Genomic DNA, 25,244 nt, shown 5'->3' with positions numbered 1-25,244 from the left:
ATGCCATTTACAATGAAATCTAAGTTATGTATCGCCGTCGGTTCCTTGGAATGACTGCCTGCGTAGCCGGGCTTGCCGGTTGTATTGGAGAATCCGATAGGGAGTTATATTTTCACGAAGGGGACCCGTTTATTGGGTTCGCAGATATGGATAATTTTTCAGGAACCGTCCGTATTGTTCCGTCTTGTCGTGACGAGGCTGTTGAAGTATCTATTACGGATGGCCAGCCAAACGAATCAATCCCATATGTTAGGGAAGAGTTGGGTGAAGAGTGCTCATTTGAAATATCTATTGACAATGAACATGCAAAGTCAGTGCATATCCGTGGCACTGAATACGGGGGAGTTGGTATCGATGAGGATGGTGAGGTTACCATGGCGATCGAAATAATTTGAACGATCCGTTTGCAAGAGTTTTGATTGTGTTAAGATAAGCGAGACTCAATCAATTCGGCTGTCACTCTATACAAGATACACGGGTCGTATTCAGCAGTCGGTTCCCACCACATCTCATACAAATTGTATACGAACATGCCGAACTCGGATTCTAAATGTTGCACGCGCTTTCTACCAACTGCTTAATGATTTCAACAAAGACAAGTCAGCTACTCAACTAGTATTTTGGCTCTGCACCAGTTGTCTCGTAGATCCGATCCAGTAACTGATCTCGCTGTCGTTGCCAACCAGCCATGGCGTCCGGCGACTGTGGGTACCGGCCATAGTGGTCAATAAGCTCCTCTGCAAGCTGTTTTGTCTTGTAGAAATCAATGATCTGTCGCCAGTAGCCGTAGCTTTTGATCGCGGTTTGGGCGGCCAGCACCGGCCCCATCGATGTTTTCCCATCATACAACGCCTCCGCGAGCTTTTCACCAGGGAGCGCCGCAAGCAGGCCCATTAGCTCATCAACATCAACTGCAGTTGAAAGGATATTGTACACATCAAGCCCGGCATATCGAGCGCCGAAGTGATCCATGACCCGCTCGTTGTAGTGCCACAGCGCATCTTCGCTGACTGTTCCATCGCTGATGGCTGTTATTGCCTGCTCGGCTGCATACGTTCCACCATATGCCGCTCCTGCAATCCCACCGCCGGTTGTTGGATTGACGTGTCCTGCAGCATCGCCGATCGCCATATAGCCGTTTGCAACCGCAGAGTCGTACGGACGGCGGGTTGGAAGCGCAGCGCCAAGCTTGTCTGTGACAGTTGCGTTTTTGAACTCAGGCCGGTTGCGGAGATCATCTTTAAGATCCGCAATCATCTGCATCGGCTGTTCGTTCATCTGGAATCCAAGCCCTGCATTGATTGTCGTTCCTGTGCGCGGGAAATACCATAGATAGCCTGCCGCACGCTTTGTTGGCTTGAATACGAGGGCGTCTTTCCATTCGACTTCCTCTTCAACCTCTACGATCTCACGGTAGGCTGAACAGAACTGCGAGTACCGAACATTCGTGTCGAAATGTGTGCCTGAAAAGTCCGTCTTATCCTGCAACAACGAGAGCGAACCTGCGCCATCAAGCACGACTTGTGCATCATATGCGACCACATCACCGTTTTTCTTTCCTCGAATACCGTTCACCGTCCCAGTTGCATCTTGAACAACATCTTGAACAACGGTGTCGTAATGAATATCTGCACCAGCCTGTTGTGCACCGTCGATAATCCGGCGACCATACTCCCACCGATCGATCACCGCAAGCTCTCCCGGGACCGGAATTTCGAGAACGGTATCTTCGCTCGGGATTTCAAACCGGCCGTGATCAACGTCCGTGTTTGTAAATGCGGGCTCGATCTGGGATCGATCGATCGCATTTGGGAAGTTGTTTGCACCTTTGAGTGCATCTCCACAGGCGATGTGTCCTGCTTCTGTCTCATCTTTTCGCTCAACAATCACCGTGTCGAGCCCTGCATTTGCTGCGGTTGCTGCCGCATAACAGCCGGCGGTTCCAGCACCAACAACCACAAGATCATATGTGAAATCGCTCATTAGTTCGAATCCTAACCGTGGTGGGAAAACTCTTTATGCAACATTGCGTCGATACTGTGACAACGGATTGTAAAAACAACCTTCGACGGTTACTCTTCGGTTTCGTAGTGTTTTCCTGCTGCCTTCGGAATCCGGGTTCGGCCGACGAATGCAAGTACAAGGATCACAACAATATATGGGATTGTCTGGACAAGCGTATCCGGTATGCCGTACCCGATCTGTTGGAGTCTGATCTGAATCGCATCCAACCCTCCGAAGAGGAGGGAGGCACCGAAGGCGCCAACTGGATTGTAGTTTCCGAACAGATATGCGACGATCGCAATGAACCCACGGCCTTCAACCATTGTCTCCCCGGTTCCGATGAATAGGCCGATCGAAAGCGACAGCGATGCACCACCCATGCCCGCAAAGAAGCCAGAGAGGAGAACCCCAGCGTGTCGAATTCGAGAGACACTCACGCCAGCGGTGTCAAGCGCTTTTGGATTCTCTCCCGCAGCACGAATGTAGCTTCCAAACGTCGTGTGGTTCAACAACACCCATGCCGCAAGCACAGAGAGCAACATGATGGCTATTGGCCAGTTACCGATCGTTGTTCCAAGGCTGCCAGTATCTCGTCCACCGAAATACAGCGTTGATGCAAACGGTGCAAGGCCAAGCGCGATCAGCCAGACAGCAAGGCCAGCAATAATCTGGTCTGCTTTGAACTCAATACAGACGATACCGAACAGGGCTGATAGGATCACTCCGGCAAGCACACCAGCAAGGAAGCCAATCCAGATTGCGGGAATAAACGCGACGGTCTCGGCAGGGCCAATCATTGCAGTAACCAATACTGCTGTGAATGCAGAGATGATAAGCAAGCCCTCCAGTCCAATATTGATGACGCCGCTTTTTTCGGCAAAGATTCCACCAATGGCTGCAAGTGCGATCGGTGCAGAGATTCGAAGCGCCTGTGTGAACACGCTCCATCGGAAGATAATCCGTGCAAGGTCACCGGCAGGCGATGCAGGGAACAGGAGTCCAACCACGCCGATCAGTGCCAGCACACCTATCGTTCCGACTATGATCTGCCACACATATGAGAGGCTTTTGAACCGATCAATGAGGCTCTTTTTTAGCTCTTGGTCTTGGTTTTGCTCAGCATTCTCACGCATTGTCTTCACCTCCTGACTGCGCAGGAATCTCATCTTCACTGAGATCCACAAAGTGAGACCCGATCATGCGGAAGAACTCCGGCATTGCAACAAAGAGAATAATCAGTCCTCGAAGCACGCCAACAAGATCAGATGGGACATCTGTCTGGAAGGCAACCTCAAGCGCACCCCCTTTGAGAACGCCAAAGAGGAACGCCGCAGGAAGCACGCCAAGTGGATTGTTTCCTGCAAGGATCGACACCGTAATTCCGTCAAACCCGAGTGCTGGAACAGACGACTCCCAACGTGCGGTCTCCATCAGCACCCACATCGCACCACCAATGCCACCAAGTGCACCGGAAAGTGTCATCGCAAGCACAGTCGTTCGCTTTGCGTTGACGCCACCGTACTCTGCCGCTTCCGGTTGGACGCCGCTTGTTCGGATATCATAGCCGATCGAGGTATACTCCAACAGATAGTATAGCCCTGCAATTCCGAGCAGTCCACCAATGAGTGCGATCTCAGCAAAATCACTTGCAGCAGGGAAAATAACCGCTGGTAACCGTGCATACTCCGGGATGCGCTCTGTTGCCACAACCGAACTTGATGGATCACGGAAGACACCGGAGACCAACACAAACGCAATGTTTGCAGCAATGAAGTTGAGCATGATTGTCGTAATCACCTCATTTGCATCCGCATACGCCTTCAGTGCGCCCGGTATTGCGCCATACACTCCTCCACCAACTGCACCGGCAATGATTCCTAATGGGACGAGAATGAGTCCACCGATCGTTCCTTCCGGTACAAATGGTGCGACAAAAATCACCGTGAGTGCAGTTGTGAGTGCACCGACGACTAACTGTCCTTGGGTCCCGATATTAAACAGCCCAGCACGGAACGCAACTGCGACTGAGAGTCCTGTAAAGACGAGCAGTGTCGTCTCTTTCAGCGTGAACCCAAAACGGAAATTGAATATCGACCACTCCGGATCGAGTAATCCGGGTTCGCCAAGGAGGAATGGACTGCCAAGCGCACCGTTGAACAACAGCAGGTAGATCTGTATCGGATCATAACAGAACCCAATCGACGTAAATGGAAGATAGAATGCCGCGGTACTGCAGGTCGTAAACCGTCCTGAAACGAGAATGATGAGTGCACCAACAAAAATTGCGAATACAAGCGATGCAAGGCTAATAATTGCGCGCTCAAATCCGGATCGTGCAACCAGCCATCGAAGTACATCTTTTCCACGCTTTTTGAGTCCACTCATGCTACATCCTCCTCACGTAGTGCCGCATTTTCACCGCCAGAAATCGACTCACCAGCCATCAGGAGTCCGATCTGCTCTTCTGTGACGGAGCTTGGATCGACAATGCCGCTAAACTCGCCCTCATGCATCACGGCGAGTCGATCGGAGAGTCCTTGAACCTCTTCAAGCTTTGATGAAATTAACAAAATAGCCTTCCCATTCGCTCGTAGTTCCTGAATTCGCTCGTGAATAAACTCCATTGCCCCAATATCAACGCCGCGTGTTGGATGTGTTGCCACAACGAGTTCGGGGTCGCGATCGAACTCCCGTCCAACAATGAATTTCTGTTGGTTGCCACCGGAGAGTGACTCTGCGGTTGCCTCCGCCGTTGGCGGCCGAACATCATACTCTTCGATAATTTCTGTTGCATGAGCCCCTGCAGTTTCCCAGTTGATCCGTCCACTTGGTGCAAACTCCGAGGTATGTTGACTTCCCAAAATACCGTTCTGAACAAGATTAAATGGCATAACCATACCCCGTTCGTGTCGGTCTTCAGGAACGTACGCAATGCCCGAATCGATACGCTCTCGGCGAGTCATTGATTCAAGTTGTCGTCCCCGATACGTGATGTCACCATCCGTCGGGTTTGTAAGCCCTGTAATCGCTTCTACAAGTTCGGACTGCCCGTTCCCATCAACACCTGCAATGCCAAATATTTCACCTGATCGAACCGAAAAGGAAACATCTGAGACCGCTTCAACACCTCGTGTATCTTCAACGTGGAGGTGTGAGACGTCAAGCGTCACCTCCCCTGGCTCTTGTGGCGTGACTTGTGGCTCCATGAGTACCTCACGTCCGACCATTCGTTGTGCAAGGTCCTCTCTGGTTACCCCCTTTGCATCTAATGAGCCGACGTTTTTGCCATTTCTGAGAATTGTAATATCATCCGCCGCATGCATTGCTTCGCCAAGCTTGTGGGTAATGAAAATAATTGTTTTACCTTGGCTGGTTAGTTCGTCAAATACCTCAAATAACTCTTCGACCTCCTGTGGCGTCAACACAGCTGTTGGTTCATCCAGAATGAGGATCTCTGCACCTCGATATAACGCTTTGAGAATCTCAACTCGTTGTTGGACACCAACGCTCACTTCTTCAATTCGCGCATCAGGATCTACATTGAAGCCATATTTATCGCTCAGTTCAAGAACTTCCTTTCGAGCGCGCTCACGATCGATCAAAAGCCCACCGTATTTTCGCGGCTCGTTACCAAGCACGACGTTTTCAGCGATCGTCATCGGATCAACCAACATAAAGTGCTGGTGAATCATTCCGATTCCAATATCGATCGCATCGCTTGGAGAGGCAAACGATCGTGGCTCTCCGTTGACCCGGACTGTGCCCTCCGTTGGTTGATAAAGCCCGTATAAAACGTTCATCAGTGTCGTTTTCCCGGCCCCATTCTCGCCTAATAGTGCGTGAACTGACCCTTCCTCGACACGTAAATCAACGTTGTCGTTGGCAACGACCCCCGGAAATCGTTTTGTAATGCCATCAAGATGTACCGCGGGAGTCATCTGTACGCTCTTTCCTGTGGTGTAGTCATAAATGCGTGGATATACGCACGAGTGATAGACCTGTTACCACTCGTCGATCGGTAGCTTACGGTTCTTCTGGAACGTCGATCTCGCCGTCGATAATCTGCTGGCGAACGTCATCAACATCATCTTTGATATCGTCCGAAATCTCATCACCGATCTCATCACCGTAGACGCATGCGACACCTTCGTCTTCAAGACCGAGTTCAACGACTGAACCACCCTCAAATGAACCTTCGATCGTATTTTGGATCGACTCGTATACTGGTGTTTCAACGAGTTTGACCATGCTGGCAAGAATAACATGCGCAAAGTCCGGTTCAGTCAGGGACTGATCGGAGTCAACACCGATTGCAAACTTCCCTTCGTCATCTGCGGCCTGGAAGACACCAACACCAGTACCACCGGATGCGTGGTAGACAATATCTGCACCATCATCATACATCGAGAGTGCGGCCTCTCGTCCTGCGTTTGGATCATTAAATGAGCCAGTGTATGAAGAGATGACTTCAACATCGCCGTCTGCGTATTCGACACCGGCCTCAAATCCTGCCTGGAACGTCCGAATCAGCGGTGCATCGACACCACCAACGAACCCAACCACACTTTCGTCTGGGTTTGTCGATCGCTCATCATCATCGGACCCAATTGTGAGGTCGGTTTGGCTGAGCAGTGCTGAGAGGTACCCAATGAGGAACGATCCTTCGTTCTCTTTGAATACGTAGTTTGCCACATTATCGGCTTCAACAACAGTATCAACGATCATGTACTGCTGATCAGGGTAATCAACTGCGGACTCTGCCAACGCATCTTCCTGTGCGAATCCGATACAGGAGATCAGGTCGAAGTCACCTGACTCGGAAAACTGTCGCTGGAATTGGCTGAACTCACCAGTGTCATCGGGCTCAACTTCATTGAATGAAATGTTGAAGTCTTCATCTGCTTCAAGAAGACCTCGCTGTGCAGCGTCATTAAAAGAGTTATCTCCAAGTCCTGCCTCAGCATAAATCATTCCGATGTTAGCGTCGACGTCAGCATCGCCGTTCCCAGTGTCATCGCCATTTCCATCACCATTTCCGGACCCGTTTCCATCGTCAGATCCGTTGCCGTCAGTTGGGCCACCTGTACAGCCAGCCAATCCTGCAACGCCTGCAATACCAGTTCCTTTGATAAACGTACGTCTGTCGAGATCTCGTGACATCTATCTTAATTGAATCGATGTGTAATGCATAAACTCGTCGATCTACTGGATACTAAAAAACATGTAATGCATTAGTATGCATCAAAATATTAGTTTAGGTTATTTGTTTTTATAGTACTACCGTGAATTGATCGCTGACGTGATGACTTCATGTGCCGTTGCCACTAATTCATCAACGGCCTCACTTTCTGCATATAGCCGAATATATGGTTCAGTCCCACTTGGTCGAACCAGAATCCACGATCCATCCGCAAGCTCGATCCTGACACCGTGTTCGGTTTCCACCGTCCCATCTGAGAATGCTTCAGGAAGTGTCTCGGTTAATGTGCTCATTGCGGGGGTTTTTCGATCGTCCGGACAGTCAATGCTGACCTTTCGGTATGGCCGTTCGTTGACCGGCTCTCGGAGAGCATCTAATCCAGATGCTGCGATGAGGCGAGTAAGCACGGCTGCACTTGTTACGCCATCAATCCAGCCACCGAATGAGGTGTGAATATGCTTCCATGGCTCTGCTGCAAAGACAACAGTGGCTCCGTGGTTCTCTGCTGCTGCAATGCCTTCATGCAGTGCACCAAGTCGAACTCGCTCGACTCGACCACCAGCCGATCGAACACGTTCGTCAATCCGAGCGGATGCGTTCGGTGTGGTAACAACGACTGGGTCATCTGCCTCGCTTGCTGTCGTGTAGTGTTCTGCAAGAAGCGCAACGACCGTATCTTCATGCACGACGTCACCCTCCCCGTCAATCAGGACGATCCGATCCGCATCGCCATCATGTGCTATGCCGAAGTCCGCATCGCTTGATTGCACAAAGGCTCGCAGGTCACCGAGTGTCTCCGGCGTCGGTTTGCTCGGCCGTCCAGGGAAATGTCCATCAACGTTTCCGTTGAGTGTCACAACATGAGCACCCTGTTTTCTGAGGACGTGTGGTGTTGCAAGTGCGGCCATACCGTTTCCGCAGTCAACAGCAACCTTCAGTTCCGTTGGATCTGCCCCAAACTGTGACGCATAGTTCGTGACTACCGATCGGTATGCCGGAAGCACTGACTCGGTTGTTGTCGCGCCCCATTCATCCCAGTTTGTTGGGGGCGCCTCACGCTCGACCGTTGCTTCGACCGTCGATTCAAACGACTGGTCAAGCTCTACACCGTCATGTAACACCTTGATTCCGTTATCTGTTGGCGGGTTGTGCGACGCGGTGAGCATAATGCCGGTCCGTCCCTGCGAGGCGAATGCAAGCGCAGGTGTTGGAAGAACGCCCACTCGTGTGACAGACACGCCGCCAGAGAGTACCCCGGACTCCGCAGCAGCAGCAAGCGATGGTCCAGTTACACGGCCATCGCGACCGATGACAACTGACTGTTCCGATGTGTCAAACTCCGATCGGACGAGTGACCCAACCGCCCGACCAACCGCGAGTGCAAGTTCGGGTGTGACGCGCGATTGTGCGTCACCCCGAATACCTGCCGTTCCGAATAGTTCCATATCCATACTCACGGTAGCGAACTGTTTAGAGGCCGTCGGTCTGTGATCGATACCTCGATCCAGAGCTACTTTCAGTCGGCCGCTACAATAGAGATTGTATGAGCGATCGAATCCATGCACACGTGTACGTCTCAGGCAAGGTTCAGGGTGTGTTTTACCGTGCAAACACACGTGATACTGCTCGCAGCGAAGCCGTTGCTGGGTGGGTCAAAAATTTGGACGATGGTCGTGTAGAAGCGGTATTTGAAGGCGACAAAGATGCGGTTGAGACACTCGTAGAGTGGTGTCACACCGGCTCATCGCAAGCCGATGTTGCAGCCGTTGAGGTCACCTACAAAGAGCCGATCGGGCTCTCTGGATTCGAGATTCGACGGTAACGCTATCCGCCAAGATATAGCCGAGAGACCTCTGGATTATCCAAAAGCTCGTCGGCAGCGTCCTCGTAGCGGACTGTTCCTTGGTCTAAGACATATCCTCGATCGGAGATGCTCAGCCCTTCTTTTGCGTTTTGTTCGACCATGAGAATCGAGGTTCCAAGGTCGTTGACGGTCTGAACGTTGTTGAATACATCTTCGACGATCGACGGTGCAAGCCCCGCACTCGGTTCATCGATCAACAACACTGCGGGGTCCATCATCAGCGCGCGAGAGAATGCAAGCACCTGCCGTTGCCCTCCCGAAAGTGTTCGTGCTTTTGTATCCTGTTTTTCCAAGAGGATTGGAAACCGTTCATACAACTCATCAATTCGTTTATCAACGCCATCTTTTCGGGCCACACCACCCATTCTGAGATTCTCTTCGATCGTGAGTGATGGAAACACATTCTCGGTCTGTGGGACATACCCGACGCCTTTTCGAACGAGGTCTGCGGGCTCGATCCCACCGATTTCCTCATCATTGAGCAGCACAGAGCCATTCCATGGTGATAACAGCCCGAATGCAGTTTTCAAGACAGTGGATTTACCGGCCCCATTCGGGCCGATCAGACAGACAATCTCACCGTCGTTGAGATGCAGTGAGAGGTCATTCAACACTTGTACCTCACCGTATCCGCTGTCAACATCGCGCAGTGTAAGTACTGCATCGTCGGTATTTCCGCTCATGCGTTCCCTCCAAGATATGCCTCAATAACGCGCTCGTCCGATCGGACCGTCTCTGGAGCGTCTTCCATGAGAACTTTTCCTTGGTCGAGGACAATAATCGGGTCTGCAATTTCCATGATGAAGCTCATATCGTGTTCGATAATAAGGAACGTCTGACCCTCCTGATTGAGCTCTTTGATGAACCCTGCGAGCTTCTTCGCGAGCGTTGGGTTCACCCCGGCCACCGGCTCGTCGAGAAGTAGAATATCCGGTTGTGCCATCATTGCACGTGCCATCTCAACGAGTTTTAGCTGTCCTCCTGAGAGCTCCGTTGATGGTGCGTTTGCGAGATGGTCAATCTCAAACCGTTCTAACATCTTTTGTGCATCTTCGAGATTCGTTGTCTCTTCGGATTTGATTGTACCACCACGGAGAAAGAGAGGAATGATTGATTCGCCGCTTTGCCCCTGCGGCCCAACAAGCATTGCCTCGCGGACGGTCATCCCCTCGAGCCGTCGTGGCGTTTGAAACGTCCGCATGAGCCCTGATCGGGCAATCTCATGCGGTTTCATCTCTGTTACATCAGTATCATTAACAAAGACGGATCCAGAATCAAGTTCGTAAAATCCCGAAATAAGATTAAACAACGTAGACTTTCCAGCGCCGTTTGGCCCGATCATCCCTGTGATACTCCCACGCTCAATCGCGACGGAAACCCCGTCCGTTGCGGTCAGTCCACCGAACGATTTCTTGAGTTCGTCGGTTCGCAGTACCACATCATCTTTTGATAAATCTGCGCCATCGTAGGTCAGTTTGCCAATCGAATTTGATTCTATGCTCATTGTTCAACCTCTCGCTGTTCCCGCGTTGCCTGTCTCTCAGCCGATCGCTCCGGTGCCGCCCCTGGCCAGATGAGTTCCTCTTTCGGTGGTAAGATCCCTTGTGGACGGAATCTAACAACCAAAATAATCAGAATTCCGACCAAGAGGAGTCGAACTGCTGAAACGTTCAGGTCGATGAACGGAATCGTCTCGAAAATGAAGACAATGGTACCAATCTCGTTGAGGAAACGTGTCCCTTCAAGAATCGCAACAATTGTCACTGCACCGACGAGCGATCCGCGATCGCTTCCAGTCCCTCCCAAAATGAGTGCCACCCAGACGTAGAAGGTCTGTAGCGGTTCAAGCTCACCTGGGTCAAGATATTGGAACGCATAGACGTAGAACCAACCTGCAACAGCCATGAAGATACAGCCAATCACGAACGCCTGCATCTTGAGCCGGTAGGTGTCTTTTCCGAGCGCCTTTGCAAGGTCTTCATCTCCACGGATCGTCCGCATCGCACGACCCCATGGCGATCGGTGGATTCGGCGGACAAACAGATAGCCAATAAATAACATCCCAATAATGACGATTGCATTTCTCCCGGTCCGTACGGATGCACTTTCGGAGAACAGGCGAATAAGTGGCTCTGCTGGGATCCATGCGAACAGCTCCGGCGAACCACTAATTCCACGGCTGCCTGCGGTCCACTCTCGCTCATTCAGCAGGATGAGACGGATTACCTCCGCAAGCCCGAGACTTGCGATCGCAAGGTAGTCCGCACGAAGCCGAAGCGTTGGAATTCCGATGAGGACTGCAACTAACGCGCTTGCGATAATTGCGACAACGAGTGCGATAAGCGGGGATAACATAAGGTCGTGTGGTGATCCCGGAGAGGTAAGCAGTGCTGCGGAGTATGCACCGATTCCCCAGAACGCGATCACACTGAAATTAATTAATCCAGCATAGCCCCACTGGATGTTCAGCCCCACAACCATGAAGCCATACATGCCGATGAGTCCGAGCAAATAGAGTCCATAGTTGAAACTCAACACACCAGTCCCAACCAGTAGAAGGAACATGACAATGAGGCCAATAAACGAGGAGACATCACCGATTGTTACCCCGAGGTTTAGTGGCTCTTCATCGAGCGTTTGTCGAATCTGTTCTCGATCGAACCGATTCGCTGTGTCGCTACTCATGTTGTCTCACTCCCTAAGATTCCGTTTGGTCGAACAAGCAAGATTGCGACCATCACAATGAACGCAACTGCTGCATTGTACTGTGTACCGATGAATGGCAACCCAGCGGTCATCTCATACGCCATCCCGATCGCAAATCCACCGAGCATCGCCCCATAGACACTGCCAATTCCACCAAGGATAACGGCAGCAAATATCAACAAGAGCAGCTCAAAGCCCATTCGTGGACGAATCAGTGTATCCAACCCGAGGAAAACGCCACCTGCGGCAGCTAATGCCGCACCAATAACCCACATTGCAAGCACGACTTCTTCGGTTCGGATGCCACTCACTCGTGCAAGGTCAGCGTTGTCTGCGGTTGCCCGCATCTTCCGTCCAAGTGTTGTGTGCTGCAACAACAGATGTAGCGACACAACAAGGAGAAGCGTTGTTCCGACGATGACAATATCGCGTGGTGTTACTGAGAGCCCCGTTATTGCGTGAATGCCCTCTATCCGGCCGCTGCGACCGACACCGTCCATGGTAGGTCTACACGATCAATTGTTACCTTACTGTTCAGTTAGTAATTTTATTCATACATTTAACCCCTGATTATTTTGGTCGGTATGCTGTTTAGGTATCTGCTCTCTAAGAATGATGTAAATGATACCACCTGTTGCGTCTAACTTTGTTGCAGGAGAGTCAGTTGATAGCGTGCTTGCACACGTTGCAGAGCTAAACCGTGATGGAATCCGCGGCATTGTCAACCTATTGGGTGAACACTACAGCACACAACCACCAGCATCGGAAGATGCTGATGAATATAAAACGCTCATTACAGAAATTAATCAGCGTGGACTGGATGCGTGTGTATCTGTAAAGCCATCACAGATCGGCCTAGATATCAGCCCAGGTGTTTTTGAGGATAACTTACGAGAAATCGTCTCCCTTGCGAGTGAGCACAACGTATTTGTCTGGGTTGATATGGAAGATCATACAACAACAGACACAACATTAGATGTGTTCGAATCTCTTGTTACCGAGTTCGGTGGCATGGGGCTCTGTATCCAAGCAAATCTCAAACGCACTGAGGAGGATCTCAAACGGCTCGCACCGCTCCCTGGGAAGATCCGACTTGTCAAAGGGGCATACGATGAGCCCGCCTCGATCGCATACAAAGACAAAGCAACCGTGAACAAGGTCTACCGCCAGTATCTCGAGTACATGTTTGAGCATTTCGAGGACGGAGTTGCTGTCGGGAGCCACGATCCGGAGATGATCGATTATGCGATCGAACTCCACGAAAAATACGGCACACCATTTGAAGTCCAACTGCTCATGGGCGTTCGTGAAGCAGCACAAAAAGAACTTGCAGCAGAGGGCATCGAAGTATGGCAGTACATACCGTATGGAGACAAATGGTTTTCGTACTTCTACCGGCGCGTACGCGAGCGCAAAGAGAACGCCTTCTTCGCGCTTCGTGCGATTGTTGGCCGCTGAACGAATTAGGGATCTAGAAGCTTCGATTCGGCTTTTCGAAGGTGTTCAAGTAGCGTCGTTTTTGAGATATCCAAATCTGACGCCAGTTCTCGGGTTGATGTTCCTCGCGGCCATTGGTAGTATTCTGCATCGCGTGCGTGCTCAAACACACGTCGCTGAGCTGGTGTGAGTGTATCTAAACGCTTATCTCTGACCGAGTGCGGCGTACTGTCTGCACTGACGATCGACTTGACGCTTACCTCTGCTGGTGCGTCACGTCGTACACCATCAAGTGCGTCGTCGATTTCTGAACGTTCACCCATGAAACAAACTTGCCACTCTTCGCGGCCACTTTCGATGCGAACAGGCTCACTGTGCACGAACCCGTGTTTTAATAGCGTCGGGCAGACCATATCGCTCGGTTTGTACTCCAGAAAGAACTCACGGACGATGCTTCCTGGTGCATTTCTTGCTCGACCAAATCGCTCTTGTAGTTCATGGAGCTCTCCTGAATGTGGGGATGCTTTGATAACATCAAACAGCGATTCAACCTCGCTGGCAGAGTCACCGAATGCGGTAAAGAGTCCATTTACTGTTTCCGAGTCGGAGTCTGCAGTTGGTGTATTATAAATTGCGTGTGCCAACACACCGCCCGGTGCTTTCTCTGTTGCTTCAATTGCCCAGCAGTTTGGGTGCCACAGATCAAGGGTCAATCGTGTCTGCGTGTGGTGGCTATCTTGCGGTACATCTGACTGACTCATACTGTGTGTATTGGTGTCGGGGTACAAGTCAGTTCCCGTCCATGGTCGGCGAGCACATTTGAGGCGGAGTATCCTACGTCAATCCATGACAGCAGAGTACAAACACTACATTGCGGGTGAATGGGTAGACGGAAGCGGCTCAGAGACATTCGAGAGCAAAAATCCAGCAAACGGCGAGGTGCTTGGCACGTTTGAACGAGGTACTGAAGATGACGTTGATGCAGCGCTTGCGGCTGCGGATGATGCATTTGAGGAATGGCGATCGCTCTCTCACATCAACCGCGCCGAGTATCTCTGGGACATCTATCACGAACTCCGAGAGCGCACAGAGGAGTTAGCTGAGGTTGTCACCAAAGAGTGTGGAAAAGAGATTTCGGAGGGTCGTGCAGATGTGATCGAAGCCTACCATATGGTCGAGTGGGCAGCAGGTGATGCGCGACATCCGAAAGGCGATGTTGTCCCATCCGAGATCCCGAGCAAAGATGCATATATGCGTCGCAAGCCACGCGGCGTTATTGGCTGTATTACGCCGTGGAACTTCCCGGTTGCAATCCCATTCTGGCATATGGCTGTTGCCCTTGTTGAAGGAAATACGGTTGTCTGGAAGCCAGCCGAGCAGACGCCATGGTGTGGACAGATCATCGCGGAGATGTTCGAGGACGCAGGCATTCCGGATGGCGTTTTCAACATGGTCCAAGGCTTCGGCGATGCCGGTGCCTCGATCGTCGATGACGAGCGTGTAGATACAGTCCTTTTCACCGGGTCTGCAAAAGTTGGCCACGAGGTTGCGTCAAAAGTCGCTCAACAGCCAGGTAAGCTCGCAGCGTGTGAGATGGGTGGAAAGAACAATATTGTCGTCACCGCAAAGGCTGATCTCGACACCGCAGTTCATTCGGCGGTCATGTCGTCGTTTAAAACAACCGGCCAGCGTTGTGTCTCCTCCGAGCGGCTTGTTGTTCACGAAGATGTTTACGATGAGTTCAAAGAGCGCTACGTTGCGATCGCAAAGGACGTTGCCGTTGGTGACCCGCTCGATGAAAACACCTTCATGGGACCACTCATCGAGGAAGAGCACAAAGAGAAAGTCATCTCATACGCTGATCTTGCAAAAGAAGAGGGTGTGAACGTGCTTGTCGATCGAACCGATCTTGACGATGATGAGATTCCAGACGGCCACGACGACGGCCATTGGGTTGGACCGTTCGTCTACGAAGCAGATCCGTACGAAGATCTCCGTTGCACACATGAGGAAGTGTTCGGCCCACACGTTGCACTCTTGAAATACAGCGGTGATATCGAAGAAGCAGTCAGTATTCAGAATGACACTGACTACGGACTCGCTGGTGCAGTGATCTCCGAAGACTACCGCGAAATTAACTACTACCGTGATCACGCAGAAGTCGGCCTCGCGTACGGAAACCTCCCATGTATCGGTGCAGAGGTTCAGCTTCCGTTTGGTGGCGTAAAAAAGTCCGGAAACGGCTACCCATCCGCCCGCGAAGTGATCGAAGCAGTTACCGAGCGCACCGCATGGACGCTCAACAATTCCTACGAGATCGAGATGGCACAAGGTCTCTCAGCGGATATTAAAACCAAAGACGAGTAGACCCAGTACGCTGTCCGTCATCGACTTTTTATAATCACCTGTTGAATACAACGTGATGAGCGACACGCTGCGAGAATTTGTTGCCGAGGACCTATGGCTTCTTCTCGGGATTGTTACGTTTGCGTTGGTTGCGGTTTTTGGTGCCGTTGGGCTTGAGATACTGGCAGGACCAATGGCGATTATTGGGTGGTTTCTGATTACACCGATCTTTTTATTTTGGGGAGAAGAGATCGCAGAAGTACTATTCGACGACGAAGAGGTGTTTTCAACTCCGGAACCGGAGGACCCGATAGATCTGCTTAAACATCGCTACGCAACCGGTGAAATTGATGATGAGGAGTTCGAACACCGGCTCGAACGGCTCCTTGATGTTGATGAACTCCCTGATGGAGTGTTCTCCAACTCACAAGAAACGCGCGAAGCCACAATCGAGAGATTACGAGAGTAGCTCGGTCGGAACGAACAATACTCAATCCGCACTGGATGGCGGTCTCTGTTTTCGATGTGGTGCGGCCTCGATTACACCGAGCTCTTCAAGCGAGAGGCCAATAACAATCGCCTCAACACGATCTCGGTCTTCAGTGTAGGGATCGTCGGTCGAATCGATAACATCTCGGCTCCGATCGAGCAGTTTTGTCTCCTGTTTTGTCTGGTCAGGCTCGTCTTTTTTAGCACTCAAAAGGGCTTCAAAATCCTCTCGCAACGAAAACGATGCATACGCAACGTTACACCGAGAAAGCGGGTGCATATCCATCTCCAATGCAAGCTCTGAGACGAGTTCCCAGTCGCTCTCACAAAACGAGAGCGTAACTGCACCAACAATATCTCGCCACGCGATCGGCCCGCTGTTCTTCATCAGTGTGACAGCCCGTGGAGCGATCTCAAATCGGCTCACAGTGTGTTCGGAGCCACACAGACAACACGGTGTATTGGTTCGCCCAGCGTACATACCGCATCTTCGTGCTCAGCAAGTATGTGCCTTCGGCTCAGCGTGGCTCATCCCACGGCACAGCGGTGTCCGGGTGGACGATCTGCATTGGTAGCGCTCGTGTATCTGTTGGTGGCTCTGTTGGCACCGTTGCAATTGGCTGCTTCGCTGCAGCCAATAGACAGAGTGCATCTACGACATCATCCCGTGAGACGTCTTTTCGAAGCGTCCGTTCGATCGTCTCACGATACGCCCCTCTGACGTTGGTTATATATCCTGTGAGAATATACAGCCGTGCGTTTCGACCACGGTCGTTCGCTTTCGAGAGAGCGACCGGAAACCAGTCATTGAGCGCGGTAAAGCAGAGTTCCGGATGGCTCTCAGCAACTACCGATCGAGCGTCAGGGGTGTTCACAAGAAACGTATCTACCGCTGCGATCTTTGGGGCAATATTCCATGCTTGTTTCTGTAACCCCTTTCCCGTCCGATCACGACTGAGTGCATTGGCATCGTCATATGTGAGTGAACCATCTCTTGCACCCTCAATGACTGGGCGTATCGGCGTTGGAAACACCGAGGTGCCACGAACGCCAAGCAGCGATCGAGCCTCACGATCGCACGCACGCGCCCCGGCCTCTGGAAGCCCAATCGGGATATCGATCAGCATTCGATCGGCATCCTTGTGTGCGTCCCAAAGTGCATCGATCGTGGAATACACTGCGGTCTCGATTGAACCTGCTGACTCCCATGCAGCGAGCCAGCCGGCAGCGCACCCATCAACGCCAACAACAGTCACTGGCCGAGCGGTGATTCAACAAGCCACTCATCTGCCCATCGTTCAATCTCATCGAATACGGGGCAGAGTGATTCTCCTTTTTCGGTGAGGCTGTAGTAGGTTGCAACTGGTGCATCCTCTTCGAGCCGCCGGTTGACAAACCCCATCTCTTGGAGATCATCAAGCACTCGAGAGAGCGTTCGAGAGCTCGCATCGGTCGATCGTTTCAACTCGTTAAACCGCTTTTCACCGTCTTGTAGATCGTGTAGCACAACAAGCCGCCACTGTGAACCAATCTGCGTGATCGAATCGACAACTGCGCAGGGTCCGGTGTCATCGGACTGGATGTCTGTCTCTTGTGAGGACATACGTGTTACCTGGTTACTTGTTTGTCCGCAAATCGATATATAGGTTCCGGACGTACACTAAGTTACACAATGATACTAGAGCTACCATTGATAGTTGACTCTATGCTACCGCCCCAATCGCTGTTTGATACGACCCTGAGTGCTGAGCTGTTTCTTGCAGCTCGAGTGCTCTTTGGTGGTATGCTTGCATTCATGGGGCTCAACCACTTCATGAATGCCGATACCATGGCCGGGTACGCGGAAATGAAGGGTGTTCCTGCACCCAAACTGTCCGTGTCGTTTACAGGCGGGATGCTCCTATTCGGTGGCGTTGGAATTGCACTTGGTGTCGCTCCGACGATCGCCTCCGGAGCACTCATCGCTTTCTTGCTTGTCACAACTCCACTGATGCACGACTTTTGGGCTGCTCCTGAAGAGCAAAAACAGTCCGAGATGACTGCATTTCTCAAAAACACGGTTATGCTCGCTGCCGCTATTGGGTTCCTCGCACTCAGTGGTATCGAGTGGCCGTATGCGATCGGTATCGGAATCTTCTGATTACACAATATGTCGTTCCAGCAGAACAGCTAACCGACTTCCAACCCAATATATACTTGAATAATGAGTGACGCACCCCCAACAACCGGATTACACCACGTAACGAACATCACGAATGATATGGATGCTGTTGTCGAGTTCTACGAAGACGTTCTCGGCTGGCACACGGTCAAACGAACCCAGAACTACGACGATCCTGGAACGAAGCACTACTACTTTTCACCAACACCGACTGGTGAACCGGGAACAAATGTGACGTATTTCGAGTACGAGAACACACGCGGGATGCCTGGACCTGGTGCGAGCCATCACTTTGCCTTTGGCGTCAAAGATGAGGAAACTCTCAAAGAGTGGCGAGAACATCTGAAAAGTCACGGTGTGCGTGTCTCTGACGTCAAAGATCGGACATACTTCAAAAGCATCTATTTCAGCGACCCTGACGGACTCGTCTTCGAGCTTGCAACTACGGGCCCCGGATTCACATTCGATGAGGATGAACCGGGGAGCGGTGAGATCGACCCGTTTGAGAAAGGGTACAATAACTGATCCGCATGGATGGACCACCCGACGCATTTGGCTCACCGTACCGACTGCTTTCAACGGCTATCACACCGCGGCCGATCGGCTGGATCTCCACAACGAGCGAGGACGGCGTCGACAACCTTGCGCCGTATAGCTTCTTCAACGTGGTTGCGATCGACCCACCAGTCGTTATGTTCGCGCCCGTAGGGAGTGACAATCTCAAGGACACCCCAACAAATGTGAAGGCAACTGAAGAATTTGTTGTCAACATTGTCACCGAAGCTATCGTTGAGAAAATGAACGCAACGAGTGCAACGCTGCCTGAGGGAGAAAGCGAATTTGACCACACCGAACTCGATCGAGGGGAGAGCATCGTTGTAGATGCACCGCGTGTCGCTGCTGCTGCAGCATCGCTTGAGTGTACACTCTATGATTGGATCGAAGTTGGTGGCTCAGTTCTCATCCTCGGTGAGGTTGTACACGCACATGTCGATGAGGATGTGCTCACCGAAGGGAAAATTGATATCAAAAAGCTACGGACCGTTGGCCGGTTGTCAGGTAGTTTGTATGCTACTACTGCAGAGCGGTACTCGATCGAGCGACCACCCTAATATTAATATAGATATTATCATCCTAATGTGATATTTAGTGTTAATAGTATACAGGTGTAAAGTTTAATTAGTAGTTCGTGCTACGAATTGCCACGATGAAAAATAATTCCCGCCCCACAATGAAAGATGTCAAACATACAAGTCCGAACGGTGTTTCTGCGGCTGATGTGTGGAAACGAGGACAGAAAGAGGATTCCGAAGAATAACGTCTCTACTTATTATTCTGCGATCGAATTACGCGCCTGAGCGACCGGTACAGTCACCGTAATACAGTTACCACCAGTTGGAGAGACATCATAGCTTATTTCACCGCCTGACATCGTGATCAGCCAGTGGACAACCCACAGTCCGATCCCGCTTCCATGCTGAATCGGTGTTTCGGTCTTTCCAAGAAGTGTCGCTCGATCCAAGTTAGAAAGCGGCGGTCCTCGATCATGGAACTCAATTCGGGCCGCATCAACGGCGGTGTTGGTTGCTGCTTGATTTAATTTGGCATCTGTCACTTGTATCTGTAACTCGTTATATGGCTCTCGTCCGTGTTTGATTGCATTTTTTATGAGTTCTGTACACGCCAGCGTGATCCCATCAGAACCCAACACTGTTGTCTCGCCGGTAGATTGTATATACACTGATTCGTCGAACGCTCCTTCAGAGACCCGATCGATCGCCTGTTCAAGAAGGTCAACCACTGAGATTGGTGTCGGCTCAAATGAGATCTCTTCGAGCAGTGTTTCTAGATTTCGTGCATTCTCACTGAGTTCCAAAATCCGTGTGGCACCACGTCGGATTGGAGCGGTTTGCTGCGCATCAATCATCTCTCGATCGACCAACAGATCAAGATACCCCAAGATAACGTTGACATCGTTTCGAATGTTGTGACGAAGCACCCGCTGGAGCAGTTCAATTCGCTGTTCTGTCTCGATTCGAGTCGTAATATCATACTGAAATGTGATAATCCGAACGATTGACCCATCAGTATCAAACACGGGTGTGAGCTGTACTTGGTTCCAAAACGGGGTTCCATCGCGTCGGTAATTAAGCACCTCAACAGTAGTTGATTCCCCATCTGAAATTGCGGTTCGTAGCTGTGAGTTGCTCCTTTGATCGGTAAGCGGGCCGCTCAAAAATTCCACCGGTGATCCGACCGCCTCCGATCTATTGTATCCGGAGAGAGTTTCGAATCCACGGTTCACATAGACAATTGGAGTCGATGGCTTTCGTGGGTCTGCAATCACGATTCCAATATCTGCACGGTCCATTGCCATGGTCTGTAACATCCGATCGGTGATATCCTCAAAATAAACCAGCAGTTCACTATTGGATGGGTGAACACTTACTTTAAACCACGTTTCAAGCGGTTCGTAGTAGAACGTAAACGCCGCGGATTGCTGTGTCCGCATCGCAGCGTGATATTCATCGTATAAGACCGTCTCTGTTGCTTTTGGAAACAGCTCCCAAACGTTCTTGCCGATTAATTCATCTGCTGTTCGACCCAACAACGCTTCCGCTCGTGTATTTACATCTGTAAACCGCCAATCGCGATCGATCGAGTAGAACCCATCAGTTATTTGTTGTAATATTTCGGTTGCCGATCGCGGGCTCTGTGCGCCACCAGCAATATACGCACACACGCTGTCAACGGCCTCTGCAACTGCGGCGAGCGCATTGTCCCGTGAGCGCAACACATGTGCAGTAACAATTTCTAACAGTGAACTGCACTGATGCCGTTCAACGACGGTAAAGAGGATAATCGGGAGCAGTGGATGGGCGTCACGGATTGCTTGGACGACTGCTTCATCACCGGTTTCAAATCCAAAAAGTACAATATCCGGTTCTACTGAGTCAATCTCTGACAAAATTGACAGCTTTTTGTCCGTAGTAACTACGTCGTATTTTTGTTCGACAGATAAGGCTTCAGAAACCCCGGAGTCTCTACATGCATCCGTTTCAACAGAGAGAATAACCGGAGACATATACTGTACCTGTCCGATAGTGTATATATCAATGTATCTGTTTGGTTGATTGTTGGCCTGTTCTTAGATTTGATAGCAGGCACCGTGGGCTTATTTATACACGGTGTCGATCGGATTGTATGATACGGGTAGACGAACTCCAAAAATCGTATGGCGACTTTGCCGCGGTCGTTGGGAGTTCGTTTTCGGTTGATGCGGGTGAGATTTTTGGTATTGTTGGACCGAATGGGGCCGGAAAGACGACGACATTAAAAATGATCTCCGGACTTATCGAGCCATCTGGTGGGAGTGCAACAGTCGCAGGATTTGATGCGAGCGACCCTGAGATGCGACAGTCACTCGGTTTTCTCCCCGAGGAGTCACCGCTGTATGAGGATATGACACCACGATCGTATCTGCGATTCTTTGCGGATCTATACGATGTGCCGCGCGAGGAAGCGATCGCCCGAACGGAGGCCACGCTCGATCGGCTGGAGCTGGAGTACCGGGATCGCCGGCTGGGTGATATGTCAAAAGGAATGAAGCGCAAAGTTGCGATTGCCCGATCGCTTGTTAATGATCCGGCGGTGCTGATTTACGATGAGCCAGCAAGCGGTCTTGATCCACTGACAACAAACACCGTCTTAGCGTTCACTCGCGAACTCAAAGCAGCCGGCAAAACCGTCATTTTCAGTGCGCACAACCTCTATCACGTCGAAAGTATCTGCGATCGGCTCATCATTATGAATGAAGGTCAAATAATTGCTAATGGCTCAATTTCGGATCTCAGAGACGAGTATGGAACTCGTGAGTACCAAATTTGGGCTACTCACTGTCCAACTGACCTTGATCCAGCTGAAACGATCGACAGCGGAGATTCGTCGTCCTATCTTTACATCGCAGATACGCTGGAAGATGCAGATCTCCTTCGGGAGAAAATCACGCGTGCGGGTGGGGATATTCTTGATTTTAGAACCGAAGAATCAACGCTTGAATCCATCTTTTTGGAACTCACAGGAAAGCCAATGGCTGGCTCGCGAACGATTGGGGGCAGCAAGTGAGCCGCAGATCGCTCAGACAGCTACATCGTATCGCACAGTGGGAGGTTTCTCGTGGAGTTGGTGTGATCGATCGCAAAACGGCTGCAGTCGGAGTAATCCTCCTGCTTCTCACTGGTGGTGTCGTCGGTGGGGTTGTGATGTCCGGTGCTGGTGGCGTGGCGATCGATCGGGATATCTACCGCGTTGGCGTTGACACAGAGAACCCGTACTATCCTGTTGTTGCACAGAGCAGCCAACTGAGCGCACATCCACCTGATCATGAAGCGCTCGCTCGGGGGGATCAGGATGTCATCATTGAAGCATTCGACGACCAATTTATAAGCTGGCAGACAACAGGAACTGAAAAAGGGGACGCCGCACACGCTGCGTTACTCTCTGAAATCGATCGCTACAACGAGAGACAGATGGCAAGCGAGCCGAACCAAACTGCCGCATATCCGGTGCTTGTTGACATTCAGTACCTCACTCGGTTTGTCGATACCCCTGAAGCGCTCGCTGCAGCACAAGCGGATGACACATCGACGAGCGACCGTGATCTCGAAGGGGACACAGACAGCGGCAGTGACCGTGACACCGGTGCAGAAACAAACGGGGAGCAACCTGATTCGGGCGCTGAGACTAGTGGTGGCACAGATACGGCCAGTGGTCCACCACCTGCGATCGGCACTGGTGTTTTCGGTGGCGAGCAGAGCGGCTCACCGGCGACAATCCAACCACCGTTCCCGTTTAGTTCCCTACTGTTGGCATTCGTGTTTCTCATCCCGCTTAATTTTGTAATTCAAGCATACGGGAGTACAATCCTCAATGAACGGATCAATCGGCGGGGTGAACTGCTGTTAGTTGCCCCCGTCTCACGCCGTACAATCATTGCCGGAAAGACGCTTCCGTACTTCACAGCAGGAATGGGAGTCTGTGGCATTATTGCAGTTGCAGTCGGTGGGGGACTCCAATCGATCGCCGGTGTGCTCCCGATCGTTCTCGCGTTCCTGTCGGCAACATTCGTCGGCGGGATGCTCGCACGCTCATTTAAAGAGCTGACATTTGTCACCGTGACCATCTCCGTGTTTATTACGACGTACGTGTTCGTGCCTGCAATCTTTACCAATGTCACACCGATCGCACTTATTTCGCCACTGACGATCGTTGTGATGGACCTGCAAGGGCAATCAGCAACGATGGGAGAACTGCTCTTTTCGACGGTTCCATTTGTTGTCGGATCTGTCGTTCTGTTTGCACTTGGTGCCGGGATCTACCGCGAAGAGGATATGTTCACACAAAAGTCGATCCCGGACAAGTTTCTTGATGCGCTCAACGCACAGCTGTCGGGCTATCGGTCTGTTGCCCTGTGGACTGCACTGTTCGTTCCGTTTGTTTTTGTTGCCGAGCTACTTGCAATCGCGGTTCTCTTTGTTGCCCCGATCGAGCTTTCGATTCCGATACTGCTCATTACGATTGCAGCGATCGAAGAGATTGCAAAGAGCATCCACATCTATGCTGGCTACCAGCGCGCCCGCTTCGATCGCGCGCTTCCGGTTGCACTCGGACTCGGAATTGCATCCGGGGCCGCATTCTTCGTTGCCGAAAAGTTCACTGCGATCGCCCAAGTTGTTGGGCTCCCAGAACTCGCACTGGGACAGGCAGCGTTTGCGCCAGTTGGACTGACACCAACGCTAACCATCGGATTGCTCCTTGCCCCGCTTGCACTGCACGTGGTGACGGCGATGATTACTGCCATTGGGGCCAGAGATCGCAGACTGGTCTACGGGAGTGCACTGTTTATTGCGACGCTTGTACACGCGCTGTACAACTATGTGGTGGTGACGTTCTATGCGTAAGCGTACCAACGGATCCAGTCGGAGGAATCCACGGCTGACGATCGCCGGTCGTGAGGTTCGGATGCTCGGCAAAGAGAAGACGATCGTGCTTGCGCTTGCAATCCAGCTGTTCGTTGCAGGATTTTCCTCGTTTTTAGTCGTTGGGTTGGTCTCGTTGTATGATCCAACCGGTGTTGATGGTTACACTATCGAAGCGGCAGTGACAGGCGATGCAGCAGACGAACTGCTCGCTGCAGCGAGTGAGCATGAGCGGGTTTCGACAACCAGCTACGATGACCAAGCGAGCGCACAGTCTGCGTTCCAACAAGGGAGTGCACAACTCATCTTCACCGCAAATTGGGAGGACGATCGGATACGGATAGTGACAACTGTGCCGGATTCAAACGTTGAGACAACAATCATTGTCACGGAAGCCCGAGACGTGCTCCAAACCCTTGAACGACAACAGCGAGTCGATCGAGCTGCGTTCCTTGAACAGACCCCACTATCCCCGCTTGGTGAGAGTGACGGTAACCCGTACTACGACTTTACGTACACAATCTTGGTACCACTCCTTGTTTTTCTCCCGATCTTCATCAGCGGCTCGATCACAGTGGACTCGATTACGGAAGAGATCGAGCGTGGAACGCTTGATCTGCTCCGTGTCGCACCGGTGACACTCACCGAGATTGTTGATGGGAAAGCGCTGGCTGCGATCGTTATTGCCCCGGTTCAGGCACTCACATGGCTGCTCTTGCTTACAGTCAATGGCACGCCAATTCACAATATCGGGCCAATTGTGCTTCTCACGACCGCAATTACGGTGATTGTGGTTGCGTTAGCCGCAACGATGGCATTCGTTGGCTCCGATCGACGGGGTGCACAGTTCCTCTACTCGATCGCTGTCATCGCCTTCTTCGCGGGTTCGTCTTTCCTCCCTGGTGGGCCGACAAACACAATTGCTCGCTTGGCGATCGACAGTGCAGATCTAACGAGCTACCTGACGATCGGTATCTTTGTTGTGGCAGCAGTGGGCGTCTACGGTGGACTAAGAGGAGTTGTCTCTCAGGTCGATCCAAACGAACTGTAAAAATTCAG

The 25,244-nt window shown here is 51.4% G+C and carries 26 protein-coding genes and 1 pseudogene; 12 read left to right on the top strand and 15 right to left on the bottom strand.

What is annotated here, in order from left to right; translation table 11 throughout:
* Positions 1–26 precede the first annotated feature (26 nt).
* Positions 27–395 (top strand): hypothetical protein, encoded by a 369-nt coding sequence (locus tag AArcSt2_RS10720; RefSeq protein WP_250584485.1) that lies wholly within the window; start codon positions 27–29, stop codon positions 393–395.
* A 217-nt stretch (positions 396–612) separates the two neighbouring features.
* On the opposite strand, the gene AArcSt2_RS10715 is transcribed toward AArcSt2_RS10720, so the two are convergent.
* The 6 genes from AArcSt2_RS10715 to AArcSt2_RS10690 all read right to left on the bottom strand — a co-directional run bounded on the left by AArcSt2_RS10715 (position 613) and on the right by AArcSt2_RS10690 (position 8,649).
* Positions 613–1,983, bottom strand: coding sequence for a geranylgeranyl reductase family protein (locus AArcSt2_RS10715; RefSeq protein WP_250584483.1), 1,371 nt, complete (start codon positions 1,981–1,983; stop codon positions 613–615).
* Positions 1,984–2,072: 89 nt separating this feature from the next.
* Positions 2,073–3,137: an ABC transporter permease gene (locus tag AArcSt2_RS10710; RefSeq protein WP_174653493.1), complete on the bottom strand. Its 1,065-nt coding sequence runs from the start codon at positions 3,135–3,137 to the stop codon at positions 2,073–2,075.
* A complete protein-coding gene (locus AArcSt2_RS10705) occupies positions 3,130–4,389 on the bottom strand; it encodes an ABC transporter permease (RefSeq protein ID WP_250584481.1) in 1,260 nt (419 codons plus the stop codon). Before AArcSt2_RS10705 ends, AArcSt2_RS10710 begins: the two co-directional genes overlap by 8 nt.
* Positions 4,386–5,942, bottom strand: coding sequence for an ABC transporter ATP-binding protein (locus AArcSt2_RS10700; RefSeq protein WP_250584479.1), 1,557 nt, complete (start codon positions 5,940–5,942; stop codon positions 4,386–4,388). Before AArcSt2_RS10700 ends, AArcSt2_RS10705 begins: the two co-directional genes overlap by 4 nt.
* Before the next feature lie 85 nt (positions 5,943–6,027).
* Positions 6,028–7,164, bottom strand: a complete 1,137-nt coding sequence (locus AArcSt2_RS10695; protein WP_250584477.1) for a BMP family ABC transporter substrate-binding protein — start codon at positions 7,162–7,164, stop codon at positions 6,028–6,030.
* A gap of 117 nt (positions 7,165–7,281) precedes the next feature.
* A complete protein-coding gene (locus tag AArcSt2_RS10690) occupies positions 7,282–8,649 on the bottom strand; it encodes a phosphopentomutase/phosphoglucosamine mutase (RefSeq protein ID WP_250584475.1) in 1,368 nt (455 codons plus the stop codon).
* Between the two features lie 98 nt (positions 8,650–8,747).
* Between AArcSt2_RS10690 and AArcSt2_RS10685 the strand changes: the two genes are divergently transcribed.
* The gene (locus tag AArcSt2_RS10685) at positions 8,748–9,026 is read left to right on the top strand and encodes an acylphosphatase (protein WP_250584473.1); all 279 of its coding nucleotides are present in this window, start codon (positions 8,748–8,750) and stop codon (positions 9,024–9,026) included.
* 2 nt (positions 9,027–9,028) lie between these two features.
* Here AArcSt2_RS10685 and AArcSt2_RS10680 read toward each other — a convergent pair whose 3' ends face one another.
* The 4 genes and pseudogenes from AArcSt2_RS10680 to AArcSt2_RS10665 all read right to left on the bottom strand — a co-directional run.
* On the bottom strand, positions 9,029–9,751 hold the full coding sequence (locus tag AArcSt2_RS10680) for an ABC transporter ATP-binding protein (protein WP_174653499.1): 723 nt from the start codon (positions 9,749–9,751) through the stop codon (positions 9,029–9,031).
* Positions 9,748–10,572: an ABC transporter ATP-binding protein gene (locus AArcSt2_RS10675; protein WP_174653500.1), complete on the bottom strand. Its 825-nt coding sequence runs from the start codon at positions 10,570–10,572 to the stop codon at positions 9,748–9,750. Before AArcSt2_RS10675 ends, AArcSt2_RS10680 begins: the two co-directional genes overlap by 4 nt.
* Complete coding sequence (locus AArcSt2_RS10670) at positions 10,569–11,753, bottom strand: branched-chain amino acid ABC transporter permease (RefSeq protein ID WP_174653501.1); 1,185 nt, start codon at positions 11,751–11,753, stop codon at positions 10,569–10,571. Before AArcSt2_RS10670 ends, AArcSt2_RS10675 begins: the two co-directional genes overlap by 4 nt.
* Positions 11,750–12,268: pseudogene (locus AArcSt2_RS10665) on the bottom strand (branched-chain amino acid ABC transporter permease); the annotation flags it as partial. The gene AArcSt2_RS10670 and the pseudogene AArcSt2_RS10665, both read right to left, overlap by 4 nt.
* 127 nt (positions 12,269–12,395) lie before the next feature.
* On the opposite strand from AArcSt2_RS10665, the gene AArcSt2_RS10660 reads away from it, so the two are divergent.
* Positions 12,396–13,232, top strand: coding sequence for a proline dehydrogenase family protein (locus tag AArcSt2_RS10660; protein ID WP_174653504.1), 837 nt, complete (start codon positions 12,396–12,398; stop codon positions 13,230–13,232).
* 5 nt (positions 13,233–13,237) lie between these two features.
* Here AArcSt2_RS10660 and AArcSt2_RS10655 read toward each other — a convergent pair whose 3' ends face one another.
* Entirely contained in the window at positions 13,238–13,972 is a 735-nt protein-coding gene (locus AArcSt2_RS10655) for a helix-turn-helix domain-containing protein (protein WP_250584471.1), read from the bottom strand.
* An 85-nt stretch (positions 13,973–14,057) separates the two neighbouring features.
* Here AArcSt2_RS10655 and AArcSt2_RS10650 point away from each other — a divergent pair, with 85 nt between their 5' ends.
* Both AArcSt2_RS10650 and AArcSt2_RS10645 read left to right on the top strand, forming a co-directional pair.
* Positions 14,058–15,578 (top strand): aldehyde dehydrogenase family protein, encoded by a 1,521-nt coding sequence (locus tag AArcSt2_RS10650; RefSeq protein ID WP_174653506.1) that lies wholly within the window; start codon positions 14,058–14,060, stop codon positions 15,576–15,578.
* Between the two features lie 55 nt (positions 15,579–15,633).
* Complete coding sequence (locus AArcSt2_RS10645; protein WP_174653507.1) at positions 15,634–16,026, top strand: SHOCT domain-containing protein; 393 nt, start codon at positions 15,634–15,636, stop codon at positions 16,024–16,026.
* Positions 16,027–16,047: 21 nt separating this feature from the next.
* On the opposite strand, the gene AArcSt2_RS10640 is transcribed toward AArcSt2_RS10645, so the two are convergent.
* Genes AArcSt2_RS10640 through AArcSt2_RS10630 form a run of 3 tightly spaced genes read right to left on the bottom strand, consistent with a single transcriptional unit; the run spans position 16,048 to position 17,649 of the window.
* Complete coding sequence (locus AArcSt2_RS10640) at positions 16,048–16,527, bottom strand: DUF7960 family protein (RefSeq protein ID WP_174653508.1); 480 nt, start codon at positions 16,525–16,527, stop codon at positions 16,048–16,050.
* 37 nt (positions 16,528–16,564) lie between these two features.
* Positions 16,565–17,302, bottom strand: a complete 738-nt coding sequence (locus AArcSt2_RS10635; RefSeq protein ID WP_250584469.1) for a DUF429 domain-containing protein — start codon at positions 17,300–17,302, stop codon at positions 16,565–16,567.
* Positions 17,299–17,649 carry a winged helix-turn-helix transcriptional regulator gene (locus AArcSt2_RS10630; RefSeq protein WP_174653509.1) on the bottom strand — a complete coding sequence of 117 codons (351 nt, stop codon included), beginning with the start codon at positions 17,647–17,649 and terminating at the stop codon, positions 17,299–17,301. Before AArcSt2_RS10630 ends, AArcSt2_RS10635 begins: the two co-directional genes overlap by 4 nt.
* A 102-nt stretch (positions 17,650–17,751) precedes the next feature.
* On the opposite strand from AArcSt2_RS10630, the gene AArcSt2_RS10625 reads away from it, so the two are divergent.
* From AArcSt2_RS10625 to AArcSt2_RS16905, 4 genes are all read left to right on the top strand, one after another.
* Complete coding sequence (locus tag AArcSt2_RS10625) at positions 17,752–18,186, top strand: DoxX family protein (protein WP_250584468.1); 435 nt, start codon at positions 17,752–17,754, stop codon at positions 18,184–18,186.
* A gap of 63 nt (positions 18,187–18,249) precedes the next feature.
* Entirely contained in the window at positions 18,250–18,732 is a 483-nt protein-coding gene (locus AArcSt2_RS10620) for a VOC family protein (protein WP_174653511.1), read from the top strand.
* A gap of 5 nt (positions 18,733–18,737) precedes the next feature.
* The gene (locus tag AArcSt2_RS10615) at positions 18,738–19,319 is read left to right on the top strand and encodes a flavin reductase family protein (protein WP_174653512.1); all 582 of its coding nucleotides are present in this window, start codon (positions 18,738–18,740) and stop codon (positions 19,317–19,319) included.
* A 95-nt stretch (positions 19,320–19,414) separates the two neighbouring features.
* Complete coding sequence (locus tag AArcSt2_RS16905; RefSeq protein ID WP_484549544.1) at positions 19,415–19,525, top strand: DUF7989 family protein; 111 nt, start codon at positions 19,415–19,417, stop codon at positions 19,523–19,525.
* 12 nt (positions 19,526–19,537) lie between these two features.
* On the opposite strand, the gene AArcSt2_RS10610 is transcribed toward AArcSt2_RS16905, so the two are convergent.
* Positions 19,538–21,292: a PAS domain-containing protein gene (locus AArcSt2_RS10610; RefSeq protein WP_250584466.1), complete on the bottom strand. Its 1,755-nt coding sequence runs from the start codon at positions 21,290–21,292 to the stop codon at positions 19,538–19,540.
* Positions 21,293–21,411: 119 nt separating this feature from the next.
* Here AArcSt2_RS10610 and AArcSt2_RS10605 point away from each other — a divergent pair, with 119 nt between their 5' ends.
* From AArcSt2_RS10605 to AArcSt2_RS10595, 3 genes are read left to right on the top strand one after another with little or no spacing between them, the layout of a single operon-like run.
* Positions 21,412–22,332, top strand: coding sequence for an ABC transporter ATP-binding protein (locus tag AArcSt2_RS10605; RefSeq protein ID WP_250584464.1), 921 nt, complete (start codon positions 21,412–21,414; stop codon positions 22,330–22,332).
* Complete coding sequence (locus AArcSt2_RS10600) at positions 22,329–24,167, top strand: PrsW family intramembrane metalloprotease (protein WP_250584462.1); 1,839 nt, start codon at positions 22,329–22,331, stop codon at positions 24,165–24,167. Before AArcSt2_RS10605 ends, AArcSt2_RS10600 begins: the two co-directional genes overlap by 4 nt.
* Positions 24,160–25,236 carry an ABC transporter permease gene (locus AArcSt2_RS10595; RefSeq protein ID WP_250584460.1) on the top strand — a complete coding sequence of 359 codons (1,077 nt, stop codon included), beginning with the start codon at positions 24,160–24,162 and terminating at the stop codon, positions 25,234–25,236. The genes AArcSt2_RS10600 and AArcSt2_RS10595 overlap by 8 nt, the downstream gene beginning before the upstream one ends.
* Positions 25,237–25,244 lie beyond the last annotated feature (8 nt).

The organism is Natronocalculus amylovorans, from assembly GCF_023638035.1.
Classification (GTDB): domain Archaea; phylum Halobacteriota; class Halobacteria; order Halobacteriales; family Haloferacaceae; genus Natronocalculus; species Natronocalculus amylovorans.
Note: the sequence above shows the minus strand (reverse complement) of the source record. Positions and strands in the feature narration are given on the sequence as shown.

Excerpts from the sequence above, each read along its gene's own strand:
- AArcSt2_RS10630 (WP_174653509.1), bottom strand. The coding sequence starts at position 17,649 with ATGTCCTCACAAGAGACAGACATCCAGTCCGATGACACCGGACCCTGC.
- AArcSt2_RS10610 (WP_250584466.1), bottom strand. The coding sequence starts at position 21,292 with ATGTCTCCGGTTATTCTCTCTGTTGAAACGGATGCATGTAGAGACTCC.
- AArcSt2_RS10670 (WP_174653501.1), bottom strand. The coding sequence starts at position 11,753 with ATGAGTAGCGACACAGCGAATCGGTTCGATCGAGAACAGATTCGACAA.
- AArcSt2_RS10615 (WP_174653512.1), top strand. The coding sequence starts at position 18,738 with ATGGATGGACCACCCGACGCATTTGGCTCACCGTACCGACTGCTTTCA.
- AArcSt2_RS10710 (WP_174653493.1), bottom strand. The coding sequence starts at position 3,137 with ATGCGTGAGAATGCTGAGCAAAACCAAGACCAAGAGCTAAAAAAGAGC.
- AArcSt2_RS10720 (WP_250584485.1), top strand. The coding sequence starts at position 27 with ATGTATCGCCGTCGGTTCCTTGGAATGACTGCCTGCGTAGCCGGGCTT.
- AArcSt2_RS16905 (WP_484549544.1), top strand. The coding sequence starts at position 19,415 with ATGAAAAATAATTCCCGCCCCACAATGAAAGATGTCAAACATACAAGT.
- AArcSt2_RS10620 (WP_174653511.1), top strand. The coding sequence starts at position 18,250 with ATGAGTGACGCACCCCCAACAACCGGATTACACCACGTAACGAACATC.
- AArcSt2_RS10660 (WP_174653504.1), top strand. The coding sequence starts at position 12,396 with ATGATACCACCTGTTGCGTCTAACTTTGTTGCAGGAGAGTCAGTTGAT.
- AArcSt2_RS10640 (WP_174653508.1), bottom strand. The coding sequence starts at position 16,527 with ATGTACGCTGGGCGAACCAATACACCGTGTTGTCTGTGTGGCTCCGAA.
- AArcSt2_RS10645 (WP_174653507.1), top strand. The coding sequence starts at position 15,634 with ATGAGCGACACGCTGCGAGAATTTGTTGCCGAGGACCTATGGCTTCTT.
- AArcSt2_RS10695 (WP_250584477.1), bottom strand. The coding sequence starts at position 7,164 with ATGTCACGAGATCTCGACAGACGTACGTTTATCAAAGGAACTGGTATT.
- AArcSt2_RS10715 (WP_250584483.1), bottom strand. The coding sequence starts at position 1,983 with ATGAGCGATTTCACATATGATCTTGTGGTTGTTGGTGCTGGAACCGCC.
- AArcSt2_RS10705 (WP_250584481.1), bottom strand. The coding sequence starts at position 4,389 with ATGAGTGGACTCAAAAAGCGTGGAAAAGATGTACTTCGATGGCTGGTT.
- AArcSt2_RS10685 (WP_250584473.1), top strand. The coding sequence starts at position 8,748 with ATGAGCGATCGAATCCATGCACACGTGTACGTCTCAGGCAAGGTTCAG.
- AArcSt2_RS10655 (WP_250584471.1), bottom strand. The coding sequence starts at position 13,972 with ATGAGTCAGTCAGATGTACCGCAAGATAGCCACCACACGCAGACACGA.
- AArcSt2_RS10690 (WP_250584475.1), bottom strand. The coding sequence starts at position 8,649 with ATGGAACTATTCGGAACGGCAGGTATTCGGGGTGACGCACAATCGCGC.
- AArcSt2_RS10680 (WP_174653499.1), bottom strand. The coding sequence starts at position 9,751 with ATGAGCGGAAATACCGACGATGCAGTACTTACACTGCGCGATGTTGAC.
- AArcSt2_RS10595 (WP_250584460.1), top strand. The coding sequence starts at position 24,160 with ATGCGTAAGCGTACCAACGGATCCAGTCGGAGGAATCCACGGCTGACG.
- AArcSt2_RS10625 (WP_250584468.1), top strand. The coding sequence starts at position 17,752 with ATGCTACCGCCCCAATCGCTGTTTGATACGACCCTGAGTGCTGAGCTG.
- AArcSt2_RS10650 (WP_174653506.1), top strand. The coding sequence starts at position 14,058 with ATGACAGCAGAGTACAAACACTACATTGCGGGTGAATGGGTAGACGGA.
- AArcSt2_RS10675 (WP_174653500.1), bottom strand. The coding sequence starts at position 10,572 with ATGAGCATAGAATCAAATTCGATTGGCAAACTGACCTACGATGGCGCA.
- AArcSt2_RS10605 (WP_250584464.1), top strand. The coding sequence starts at position 21,412 with ATGATACGGGTAGACGAACTCCAAAAATCGTATGGCGACTTTGCCGCG.
- AArcSt2_RS10700 (WP_250584479.1), bottom strand. The coding sequence starts at position 5,942 with ATGACTCCCGCGGTACATCTTGATGGCATTACAAAACGATTTCCGGGG.